The organism is Parasphingopyxis sp. CP4, assembly GCF_013378055.1.
In the GTDB taxonomy this organism is placed as follows: domain Bacteria; phylum Pseudomonadota; class Alphaproteobacteria; order Sphingomonadales; family Sphingomonadaceae; genus Parasphingopyxis.
Window position 1 is genome coordinate 1,839,783 of sequence record NZ_CP051130.1, and the last position, 11,876, is coordinate 1,851,658.

The 11,876-nt window shown below is 59.3% G+C and carries 10 protein-coding genes; 9 read left to right on the forward strand and 1 reads right to left on the reverse strand.

The genetic code is table 11. From position 1 onward, the window contains the following. The first annotated feature begins 8 nt into the window (after nucleotides 1-8). On the forward strand, nucleotides 9-863 hold the full coding sequence (locus HFP51_RS08885; protein ID WP_176875390.1) for an SDR family oxidoreductase: 855 nt from the start codon (nucleotides 9-11) through the stop codon (nucleotides 861-863). An 18-nt stretch (nucleotides 864-881) separates the two neighbouring features. On the opposite strand, the gene HFP51_RS08890 is transcribed toward HFP51_RS08885, so the two are convergent. After that, nucleotides 882-2,492: a ShlB/FhaC/HecB family hemolysin secretion/activation protein gene (locus HFP51_RS08890; protein ID WP_176875391.1), complete on the reverse strand. Its 1,611-nt coding sequence runs from the start codon at nucleotides 2,490-2,492 to the stop codon at nucleotides 882-884. A gap of 240 nt (nucleotides 2,493-2,732) precedes the next feature. On the opposite strand from HFP51_RS08890, the gene HFP51_RS08895 reads away from it, so the two are divergent. The 8 genes from HFP51_RS08895 (at nucleotide 2,733) to HFP51_RS08930 (ending at nucleotide 11,874) form a co-directional block, all read left to right on the forward strand. After that, nucleotides 2,733-4,067 (forward strand): FecR family protein, encoded by a 1,335-nt coding sequence (locus tag HFP51_RS08895; protein ID WP_176875392.1) that lies wholly within the window; start codon nucleotides 2,733-2,735, stop codon nucleotides 4,065-4,067. Between the two features lie 80 nt (nucleotides 4,068-4,147). Then, nucleotides 4,148-4,441, forward strand: a complete 294-nt coding sequence (locus tag HFP51_RS08900; RefSeq protein WP_176875393.1) for a PilZ domain-containing protein — start codon at nucleotides 4,148-4,150, stop codon at nucleotides 4,439-4,441. A gap of 99 nt (nucleotides 4,442-4,540) precedes the next feature. Further along, nucleotides 4,541-6,874: an EAL domain-containing protein gene (locus tag HFP51_RS08905; protein WP_176875394.1), complete on the forward strand. Its 2,334-nt coding sequence runs from the start codon at nucleotides 4,541-4,543 to the stop codon at nucleotides 6,872-6,874. 136 nt (nucleotides 6,875-7,010) lie between these two features. Beyond that, entirely contained in the window at nucleotides 7,011-7,625 is a 615-nt protein-coding gene (locus HFP51_RS08910; protein ID WP_176875395.1) for a TetR/AcrR family transcriptional regulator, read from the forward strand. Next, nucleotides 7,622-8,107: a (2Fe-2S)-binding protein gene (locus tag HFP51_RS08915; protein WP_176875396.1), complete on the forward strand. Its 486-nt coding sequence runs from the start codon at nucleotides 7,622-7,624 to the stop codon at nucleotides 8,105-8,107. Before HFP51_RS08910 ends, HFP51_RS08915 begins: the two co-directional genes overlap by 4 nt. Then, nucleotides 8,104-10,380 carry a molybdopterin cofactor-binding domain-containing protein gene (locus HFP51_RS08920; protein ID WP_176875397.1) on the forward strand — a complete coding sequence of 759 codons (2,277 nt, stop codon included), beginning with the start codon at nucleotides 8,104-8,106 and terminating at the stop codon, nucleotides 10,378-10,380. The genes HFP51_RS08915 and HFP51_RS08920 overlap by 4 nt, the downstream gene beginning before the upstream one ends. Before the next feature lie 8 nt (nucleotides 10,381-10,388). Continuing rightward, entirely contained in the window at nucleotides 10,389-11,366 is a 978-nt protein-coding gene (locus HFP51_RS08925) for an XdhC family protein (protein ID WP_176875398.1), read from the forward strand. Nucleotides 11,367-11,406: 40 nt separating this feature from the next. Further along, nucleotides 11,407-11,874 (forward strand): cytochrome c family protein, encoded by a 468-nt coding sequence (locus HFP51_RS08930; RefSeq protein ID WP_176875399.1) that lies wholly within the window; start codon nucleotides 11,407-11,409, stop codon nucleotides 11,872-11,874. Nucleotides 11,875-11,876: the final 2 nt, after the last annotated feature.

The following is an 11,876-nucleotide window of genomic DNA, read 5'->3' on the forward strand; positions in this document are numbered from 1 at the left end:
AGGATATTATGACGGATTGGAAATCGGCCGGGAACACGGCTGTTATCACGGGCGGCGCAAGCGGTATCGGGCTTGAATTTGCGCGGCGCTATGCATCGGCCGGCATGAATGTCGCCATTGCCGACCGCAATTCAGAAGCATTGGACGCGGCACGCGACGAACTGATCGCGATCGCGGGCAATGACGAGCGGATCATGGCGCAGCTCTGCGATGTCTCCGAAAGCGATCAGATCGAAAGCCTGTGCGATGCCGTTTATGACAAGTTCGGCGCGGTCCACTGCCTGATGAACAATGCCGGCATGGGACGGCCAACCGGCGCGCCTTGGGAGAGCATGGACGAGTTGCAGCAGATGATGTCCATCAACATGGGCGGCGTTATCCTTGGCTGCCATTGCTTCATCCCGCGCATGCTGGAGGGCAAGGAGCCCGGCGTCGTCATCAATACCGGCTCGAAACAGGGCATTACCCGGCCACCGGGCAATTATGGCTATAATCTCTCCAAGGTCGGTGTGCTCGCTTATACCGAAAGCGTTGCCCATGCTTTTGCGACGATGGAGGGCTGTCCGCTAACCGCGCATCTGCTGGTTCCCGGCTTTGTCTACACACCGATGATTTCCAGCTTCCTACCCGAAAAGCCGCCATCCGCCTGGACCGCTGAGCAGACGGTGGACTTTGCCTTGCCAGCGATTGAGCGGGGAGATTTCTACATTCTGTGCCCCGATGGTGATGCAACGCGAGAGATTGATGAGAAACGCATTCAGTGGAATGCCGATGACATCATCGAAAACCGCCCGGCCTTGTCGCGATGGCATCCGGATTATGCAGAAGCTTTTGAGCGGTTTATGGCGGCCGGGAGCGACTAGATCGCTGCCCATGCTGGTCTAGAAATCGGCGCCCAGCGTGACACGCACCCTTGGGCTGCGATCATCGCTGTCGAAGCGATCCTCGTTGAGCGGGACGCCAGCTTCAAGGCCGGTGCTGATGGCGTCGGCGATGCGAATACGCACACCACCGCCGGCTGAGGCAAGCCGACCCCCGCCACCGCCATCACCGAGATTGCGGACACCGGCGCCATCGAGGAAGGAATAAAGCTGGATATTGTTGATGGTATTCGACACCTCGGCAATATCGTGCCGCAGTTCTAGCGAGCCAGCGATGCCATTTTCGCCTGCGCGTTCATAATAGTCATATCCGCGCCCATAATAGGGGCCGCCAATACCCATTTCATCGCTTGCAAGCAGCGCGCGTGACGCAAGTTGACCGCGGCCCCGCAGCTCGAAACTGAAGCCCGCCCCAATGGGCTGCCACCACCGGCCATACAGCTCGACCTTGGTGAAGCGCCCACTGCCGTCAAAGCGGGACAGCAAAGGATCGCCGTCTTCAGAACTGCCAAAAATGCCCAGTCCCTGGACCAGTCGGCCACCGCCGCTCAGATGACCGTTGCCGACCCGGACATAGCCATTAAGGGCAAGTTCCGCGGTCGTGATCCGGTCTTCGCGAATGGGAATACCGGCATCATCCTGCATTGTCTGGCGATAACGCAGCGTCGCGCTGCCCCATAGGCTCGCTTGCTGGCCGCGGACGAGAGCGTGACGGACCGTGATCGACGCACCCAGGCTGTCCCCGTCGCGATCATTGATCTGAGCACCGTCTTCGGGATTGGAGCGAGCGACATAGCCGCTCATGCTGACCGTCGTTCCATCATCATTCAGCGGGACGTCATAGGTGAGCCGCACCAGGCTGAAATCGCCGGGTTCGATCGGTGTAGCGCTCGCGGAAATCCTAACCCTGTCGCCGCTCGTGATCGCGCTATTGAACGCCACCCCGCCGTAGAGCCGCCATGGACCAACCGCTTCGCTGCCCTCGTTGGTGACGCGGGCCCATCCCGCCACGTCATTGCGCTGAATTGCGACCTCAAGAATTCCGCGGCCCTCTTCGCGCAGAAAGCGCGTGCCGACGACCCGAATGCCCGGGACGTCACCAGCCAGAAGAAGTTGGCGCTCGAGATTGTCCTCGGTTACCGGGTTTCCATCTGCGAGTTGCTGGAGGATCGCATCGACAGCTTCGGTCGGTGGTTCGGTGTAGCGAATTTCGGCGATCCGGCCTTCGTCAACCGATACGCGGAGCATCCCGGTATCGAGCCGCTGTTCGGCAATCCAGGCACTGGCAAAGACATAGCCCTCGTCGCGCACCAAATCGGCCACGGCAGAGGTGAGGTCCTGTAGCTGCTGCGGCGATAATGTCCGGCCGACAAAGGGCTCAATGACAGATACGAAACGGCTGGCCGGAATACTGTCACTCGCAACGTGAATAGCACCGACAAACACGCCCTCGCCTGTGTCGACATTGGTCGCGTTGTGCGGTTCGGCGACCGGCAGTGGCACGTCCGTCCGGACATCCAGCGGAATACGGAGCTCGAACTCTTCTTCGATAAGGCCGGGATCCGTGCGGTCGAGCGCATCCTGCGCCACGGCGGGAGCCGCAAACGTCACCCAAAGGGCAGAACTGGCGAAAAGAAGCGTCGCGCACCGCATAAAAGTCAGAATTCCCCCAATCGTGCTAAATCGCGCGTTTACAGGGGTATCGCTAAGAAAGGCTTTACGCAGAGGTTATCGTGAAGGTGTTGTTAACCCGCTTTCCACAGAAGTCATAAAGACCGGCCCCCTATTTCAGGCATCAGCACAAAACCGCGCATTGGGTCGCGGAAACGGATCACACCGGGGGAAATCATTATGCGCAAACTTATATATTGCGCCATTCCAGCACTTTTAGCAGCCAGCCAGCCGGCTTGGGCCGATGGCCCGCGTTGGCAGGTTTCTGAGGCATCAGGCGATGTCCAAGTAATGCGCGCCGGGGTTTCGCGCGCCGCAACACGCGGCGGAATGCTCTATGCTGGCGATATCCTTGTTACTGGCAATCGTGGCCGGGCCGTAGTGACCCGCGGTGAGGAATATATGATCGTTTCACCGTCGTCGCGCCTGCGTATGCCGGGTGATACGCGGTCTGGCGGAATCACGCAGATTATCGAAGAAATCGGCAATGTTATCTACAATGTGCAGCGCCGCAATCATCAGCATTTCAGCGTTGAAACGCCCTATCTGGCGGCTGTCGTCAAAGGCACGACCTTCTCGGTGACTGTCGATGAGAATGGTTCATCGGTCCAGGTGCTCGAAGGGCTGGTCGAAGTGTCGACTCTGGATGGCGGAGCCAGCGACCTGGTCGAGCCGGGTGAAGTCGCTCTGGTCGCCACAGGCGATCGGTATCGCCTGACGGTCGAAGGCGACGAAACGACTGTCATCGAGTCTCCCAACGCACCGGAAGGTGGCGTCACAACGCCAGCCGTAAGCGCACCGAACACCGTGACCGCAGCGGTCACAGTCCCGGTGGCGGGTTTCTCTACCGGCGAGATTCAGTCTGAAATTCGCGCGGCTCCGGTATCTGTCGGCATGCTAACCAATGGCCTTGTTGCCGGCGATACAGAGACAGGCGCGGATTTCGTCGAAGCCCGTAATGGCGGCGAAAGCGGCACTGGCGGACGTGAGAATGCCATTATCTTTGCGATGGGTTCGGACAACAATGATGCCGACGGCGATGGCAATAATGGCCATGGCAATGACGCGGATGGCTTTGACGAAAGCAATCCCGGCAATGGCCCAGAAAACGGCAACGGTGCCGAGAATGGCAACGGCGGAAGTGGCAATGGTGGCGGTGCCGGAAACGGCAACGGTAGCGGCGCAGAGAACGGTGGCGGAGCCGGAAACGGCAACGGTAGCGGTACGGAGAACGGCAACGGTGCCGGAAACGGCAACGGTAGCGGTGCGGAGAACGGCGGCGGTGCCGGAAACGGAGGCGGTGCCGAAAACGGCAACGGCAACGGCAACAGCAACGGCAACGGCAACGGCAACGGCAACGGCAACAGTGGCGGTGACGGTAATAATGGCCATGGCAATGACGATGGCGGCGTTGATAATAGTAACCCGGGCAACGGCAACGGCCATGGAAACGGCAACGGTGGCGGCGCTGGAAACGGCAACGGCAACGGTGGCGGGAACCGCAATAACAACTGATTCACCGTGGCAAGTGAAATGGAGTTCACTTGCTTATATTTGCGCTGTGAAATCAGTAAGGCATTCGCAGGGGCGCATCGGTGACAGATGAAGACGGTGATCGGAGGGTCCGAAAGCAAGTCGACATACGCGTCGGTTTTCGGAAGCGAGGATATCGCCGGTCGAAAGCGGATGTTCGCAACCTGTCCGTTACCGGCTTTTTGATCGATTCCGGAATGAGCCTAGCGGTAGGGGAGGAAGTGTGGCTGAACCTTCCCGGGCTACAATCAATTCCGGCAACCGTAACCAGGACTGATGGCTACGAAGCGGGGTGTGCCTTCGAACGACCGCTCAACGATGCGGTGTTCGACAATCTAATCAAGCACCTGTCCTAGATCGAGATTTATCCGTATTTCGGTGTCAGTCTCGATGACAACAATCCCGGTAACGGAAACGGAAGAAATCGTAGCTAAGGTGCTGCCCAAGGGGGCGGCATGCATCTGTTGCATTCAATTCGAAAAAGGCTGTTTGGCTATCACGGGCTTGTCCTTGCGGCCGCGCTTGTCGCGGCTTTTTCCGCATTAACGCCCGGAGCCACCGATTCAGCAGAACTGGCTTTGGACACGGTTCGCGATTCCATCCGTTCGCAACCGGCCAGCGGCACAATCGCAATTGTAGAAATTGATGCACAAAGCCTGGCCGAGATAGACAGCTGGCCCTGGCCACGTGGCGTACATGGCCAGTTGGTCGACCAACTCAACGCCGCCGGCGCAGAGATGATCGCGTTCGATATCGATTTTTCGAGCCAGTCGGATCCCGAAGAAGATCAAGAATTTGCCGATGCGCTGGGCCGAAGTGATGCCCTGGTCATGCTTCCCGCTTTCCGTCAGGTCGCTGGATCTGGAAACTCCGACACGGTGTACAGCGAACCGATTGCCATTTTGCGCGACAATGCTTTTCTGGCCGCCGTCAATATCCAGGCCGATCAGAGCGGTATGGTCCGCCGCGCATTGGTAGGGGTTGAAACCAATGGACTGCCCAGACCCTCGATCGCGTCAATGCTGTCCAACACGCAAGGATTTGCCCATTCCGATTTTCCAATCGACTTCGCGATCGATCCCAACACAATCCCGCGCATCAGCTATGCCGATATTGTTGCCGGTCGTGCCGATCCGGACGCCATCAATGGCATGACATTACTGGTCGGCGCGACCGCGATCGAGATGGGTGATCGCTATGGGGTGCCTGGCCATGGCGTCTTGCCCGGCGTTGTCATCCAGGCCGTGGCTGCCGAAACGCTGATCGCAGGTGGAATTCCAGCCGAATATGGGCCTGAGATCCCCCTCCTCATCGCCCTGGTTGGCGTACTCGTCCTGGTCGGGCCTGGTGCCACCTGGATCCGCAGCACGTCTTTCGCTGCATCCGGGATCACCGTGCTTGTCCTGCCGTTGGTGCTTGAAGCCAGCTATCAGGCGACGATCGCCATAGTTCCGGCCCTGGCAATGTTGTTTGCCACAGCAGCCGCAGGATCGACACTTGTGGCCTTGCGTAAATATCGCCGCACCGCCCTGGAAGACAGTGTTTCGGGCCTGCCTAACCAGGCAGCTCTTGTTCGTCAGGTCAGCGGCGATGGGCAAACCACGATTGTCGTCGGGCGGATACAGGGCTTTTCGGAGACCGCAGCTTTATTGTCTTCGGACGAAATTGGTATGTTCTTCCACCAGCTATCGCGCCGGATCGGGATTGCCGCACAGGGGCGTATCTATCGCATCAGCGAAAGCATGATGGCCTGGCGTTGCGATGATATGTGCGACGAAGATTTGAGCGATCACCTTGATGCCATCGCAATGATGATGCGCACACCCATATTGCTCGGCACCCAGCGGGTTGATGCGAACATGTTCCTCGGTGTCGCATCCGGTGCGGCTAACAACGCCCACGCCTTGATCACAGGTGCTGGCGTAGCCGCAGAACGCGCCACGACTGCCGGACACAGATGGGAGCGCTATATCGAGGGCGATGATGCCGATGGACGGTGGAATCTCGCATTATTGGGTGAGCTTGATGATGCGATGGCAAACAAAGATCTCAGGGTCGCCTTCCAGCCGAAATTCGATATCGCGACAGGCAAGATTATCGGTGCGGAAGGGCTGGTGCGCTGGCAGCACCCGGTCCGCGGTTTGATCCCGCCCGATAGCTTCATTCCGCTTGTCGAAGACCGTGGCCGTATCGATGATCTGACCTTGTTCACCGTCGACCGGACATTGGAGGTCCTGTCAAAATGGAAAGAACAGGGAATCACTTTGGGCCTGTCGGTCAATGTCTCGGCGACATTGTTGGACGACCGCAAGTTTATGGATTCGCTGCTCACTAAAGTTGAACAATCTGCCATCGATCCCTCGCGCCTTACGGTTGAAATCACCGAATCCGCGGCGATGGACGATGCGGATTCCGCGATCGCGGCCATGCATATGATGCGCGATTGGGGCATTAGCCTGTCGGTTGACGATTATGGCACGGGTCAATCCACCCTCTCCTATCTAAAACATCTACCGGTCGACGAGATCAAGATCGACAAGAGCTTCGTGCTGAGCGTCCAAGACAGCTCAAGCGACCGCATCCTTATCCGCTCGACAATCGAACTCGCGCATGATCTTGGCCTGAAAGTTGTCGCCGAAGGCATTGAGGATGAAGCGACGCTTGCTATTCTCAAAGAACTGGGTTGCGATGTCGGCCAGGGGTATCTGATTGGCAAGGCGATGCCGCAATCCGATCTGGAGATCATGGTCCGGGAAGACAGGCCTCTCGCCCTGGGGCAAGCCGCCTAGCACACATCTACCATGCGGGCCGACGGCACGGACGGATCATCACACAGTCGCGAACAATCTGTGACGTCTTGACATAATCGTTCTAAAACGTCACTGACACTTTGAACACAAAATGTCAGTTCGTTTAGGGCGCTGCATGGCACAGGAAGATCGGCGAGATTCAGTTTTCGACTCCGCGGCGGATGTCTTCGCGGCCTATGGTTATCGCCGTACCTCAATGAACGACATTGCCAAAGCAGCCGGAATTTCGCGGCCTGCCCTCTATCTGATGTTCAGCAACAAGGAAGATCTGTTTCGGCAATTGACCACCTTTCGTCAGAATCAGGCGATAGATGGCGCGGCCAAGGCGCTGACCGGAGACGGGACTATTTCGGAACGCATACCGGCGGCGATCCAGGCCTATGAGGCGATCTATTACGAACCCGTATCGACATCGCCTCATGGCGAAGAGCTGATGGACGTCAATATGAGCATAGCGTCCGAAGATATGCAAAAAGGCCATGACCGACTGATCGGCACATTGGCCGACAGTATCGATGCGGCGGTGAAAGCGGGCGAAGCCAGACTGCCCGATATCGGCCTTGGCACGCGGCAATATGTTGAGCTGCTGATGGCCTCGATTACCGGTCAAAAGAAATCGGCAACATCGAAACGGGATTTCCGGCGCAAGGTGCGCTCGGTCATCTCGGTCTTCATGATGCCATTTGAAATTCAGGACAATCCGGCCAAGAAAAAACGGAGACAGGCATGATCACATTTTCGATGAATGGCGAGGCGGTCGACGTCGATGTCGATCCGGTAACGCCCATTTTATGGGTCGTGCGCGAAACGCTCGGCATGACCGGCACGAAATTTGGCTGTGGGATCGCGCAATGCGGGGCCTGTACCGTGTTGCTGGATGGCGAGCCGATCCGCTCCTGCTCAACCCCAGTGTCCGAAGCGGATGGACGGGCGCTGACGACCGTAGAAGGGCTGGCTGACGAAGGCGGCGCATCCAGCCGGTTGCAACAGGCCTGGATCGACGAACAAGTGCCACAATGCGGCTATTGCCAGTCAGGCCAGCTAATGTCGGCCACTGCCTTGCTCCGGGACAATCCGGCGCCAAGCGATGACGATATTGATGCGGCGATGAGCGGCAATATCTGCCGCTGCGGCACCTATGTGCGCATCCGCAGGGCGATCAAACGGGCGGCCGCCGGTGACCAAGCCACCGAACTGGAGACGCAGGCATGACCGAGACCTCCGAACCCGAAACGCAAGACGCAAAGCCTGAAAGCCGCGGCAGGAAATGGAGCCGGCGCGCCTTTATCAGCGCAGGAGTAGCCGCTGGCGGTGTGCTTGCTGTTGGCGTGCTCGTCCGACCCGGCAATCCGGTCGACAGGCTGTTGCCGCTCGTCTCCCAAAATGCCGATGATGCGCTGGTGAACAGCTGGGTGCTGATCAGCCCTGACAATGTCATCACCGCGATTACGCCGCATTGCGAAATGGGCCAGGGGGCCAACTCGACCCTCGCCCAGATGCTCGCCGACGAAATGGACGCGGATTGGGAAAAGATCCAGGTGATGGAAGCCCCGGCGACCGGCGATTATGTCTCGACCGAAGCCGCGCGCGAATTTGTCGCCCCCTGGTCTCTCGGTGCTCCTGATTGGTTAGAACCCACCTATCAGGGTGCGTTCAAAGAGCTTGCCGAACTGGCCGATGGCATGATCACCGGCGGCAGCTCGTCGGTTCGCACGACAGGCCAACATGGCATGCGGATCGCCGGTGCCGCGGCACGCGAAATGCTGGTCGCAGCCGCCGCACAGCAATGGAATGTGCCGGTATCCGAGATCACCACGGAAAACAGCATGCTCTCCCATGCTGCCAGCGATCAGACGGCGCCCTATGCCGAATTCGCTGCGCTCGCTGCCGAGCAGACCCTTCCGCGTAACCCACAGTTGAAATCGCCCAACGATTACAAGCTGATGGGCCGCCCCATGAAGCGGACGGATATTCCGGAAAAGACCAACGGATCGACCGTTTTCGGTATCGATGCGGAGATTCCCGATCAAGCGCTGAAATATGCCGCCGTTCTCCAACCACCGGTCCCCGGATCGCGGGTGGAATCGATGGACGCATCGCGCGCCACGCAAATGCCGGGCGTGCTCCAGATCCTCAATATGGGTGAATTTGTGGCGGTCGTCGCCGATGGCTATTGGCAAGCGCAACAGGCGCTCAACGCGATCTCCGTCGAATATAGTACGACGGACGATGACGGTCTGGATTCCGCTGGTCTGTTCGAACGCTATGCCACGGCTCTTGATGCAGCCGGCGATAGCGGCGGAGACGCGGCTGTCGATCAGGGCGATGTGAACGGTGCGATTACAGAGGCCGAAGATAGCTTCAGCGCCGAATATCGTGTGCCCTTCCTTGCCCATGCGCCGCTTGAACCGCCTGTCGCCACGGCCTGGGTGCATGATGGCATCGCCGAGGTTTGGACCAGTACCCAGGTGCCGCTCCGCGTCCGCACCAACGTATCGAACGCACTGGGGTACAGTGCCAGCGACGTCATCATCCATAACGCGTTCATCGGCGGATCATTCGGTCGCCGGTTGGTTGGCGATTATGAGCCGATGGCCGCGCGGATCGCCATGGCCACCGGCTATCCGGTCAAGATGATCTTCTCGCGTGAGGAAGACACGCAGAAATCCAACTACCGCCCGGCCGAAACCAGTCGGCAAAGAGCGGGCGTCGACAGCAATGGCGCGATCACTGGTTGGGATCATCTCTATGTCCATCGCGAGGGCCCACCTGAAGCGCTCGACACGACCTATTACGACATCGCCAATATCCGCAGCCGGTCGCTGGGGGATGTGCCTGGGCATCTCCATCTGGGATCATGGCGGTCAGTCGATGCCAGCCAGCACGGCTTTTTCACCGAGTCCTTTATCGACGAACTCGCGCATCGCGCGGGCCAGGATCCGTTTGAATATCGCCGTGCCATGCTCGGCAATGCGCCGCGTTTCCGTGCGGTTCTGGAAACAGCCGCTGAGATGGCGAATTGGAGCAGCCCGGCGGATGACGGCATTGGCCGCGGTATCGCCTTGTTCCGTTGTTTCGGGACGATTGTTGCCGAAGTTGCCGAGGTTGAGATGGTCGATGGCCGCCCGCGCGTGCGCACAGTCCATTGTGCAGCCGATCCCGGCTATGCGATGAATCCGGACGGGTTTCGCGCGCAGATGGAAGGCGGCATCGTCTTTGGCCTGACTGCGGCGCTTTATGGCGAAATCTCGCTCGCCGATGGCCGGGTCCAGCAGAGCAATTTCCATGACTATCCGATGCTCCGGATGAATGAATGTCCGGAAATCCAGGTCGAGATCATCGATGCGGATCATGAAAATCTGGGTGGAGCGGGTGAGCCCGGTGTGCCGCCGATCGCGCCGGCTGTTACCAACGCGATCTTCGCGCTGACCGGTGAACGGATCCGCGAATTGCCAATCGCCAAACACCAGTTCGCGGTGAGCTGAGCCGAACGATGGATAATCTCGAGATCTTCTCCTTCCTCGCCGCGTGCGAGCGCGACGGTAAAGCGGCGGTGCTGGTGACGCTGGTTGCATCGATTGGCCCGAGCATGCGGCAAGTCGGTGGCCATATGGCTGTGCGCGAGGATGGTGCGTATGTCGGCGCCCTGTCCGCGGGGTGCATCGAAACCGCGATTGTCGCCGAAGCGCTCGAGGCTCTCGAAGCGAAGCAGGCCCGGACGGTGCGCTTTGGCCAGGGATCCAACTATATCGATATCCGACTGCCCTGTGGTGGCGGTATCGACCTTCATTTTCAATCGGTTATGGATATCGGACTGGCGGATCGCGTTATCGCCGCCATCGACAATCGGCGCCCCTTCGCCCTGACCTTGTCGAAATCAGACGGTGCGGCTGGATATCAGGAATCCGCTACTGAAACTGGAATTGGCGAAGATGATGCGCAGTATTTCGTCACCCATCTGCCCAATCCCAAGCTGATCATCGTCGGCGAAGGGACGAATGTCTGGGCGATGGCCGAGATGGCAGCGCCCGCCCGTGTCGAAGTCGAAATCCTGTCGCCTGACGCGAAGATGATTGAGCGGGCCGAAGCCGCTGGGATCAACGCATCGCTGCTGCACACGCTGCGCGATACGGATCGGCTGGCTTCTGATCCATGGTCAGCCATCCTCTTCCTGTTCCACGATCATGAATGGGAACGGCATCTCCTCCCCAAAGCCTTAAGCGAAGAGCATTTCTATGTCGGCGCGATGGGCAGCCGGGCGGTCCATCAGCGGCGCACCGACATGCTCCGCCAGGCTAGGCTGAGCGACGCGCAGATTGCCGCGGTCCATGCGCCGATCGGACTGATCCCCTCCGCGCGCGATCCCCATACCCTGGCGGTGTCCGCACTGGCCGAGATTATCGACGCATATCACCAATCAACCAAGGCGGGCGCGAAGTCTGCGGCCTCGCATCTGCAGCTTGCGGGCTAGCGCCGCGCGCACAGGATTTTCGATGGAGAGACATATGGGCATGAAGACGGGAATTGGGCTGGGCGCCCTTGCTCTGGCACTGGCGGCATGTAGTTCATCTGCCAATCCCGAACCGGTCGAGCAGATCATCGTGCGGGAGATTGGCGCTGAAGCAGCCCCGGCCGCCGATGCCGATCCGGCCGACGCTGGCGAAGATCTGGTGGCCGCGGGCCGATCCGCTTTTGCGGTATGCACCGGTTGCCATTCGGTGGACGCCGATGCGCCCTCGGCGGCAGGCCCCAACCTGTTTGACGTGGTGGGCCGCGAGGCTGGAGCGCGGGACGATTTCGCCTATTCCGACGCCTTGCAATCCTCTGGCATTGTCTGGGCCGAGGGCGACTTGGATGCATTCCTTGCCGCACCGATGGATGTTGTGCCGGGCACGACGATGGTGTCGGGAGCGATTTCGGCGCCGGAGCAACGCGCGGCGATCATCGCCTATCTTTCCTCGCTCGGGGACGAGAGCTAACC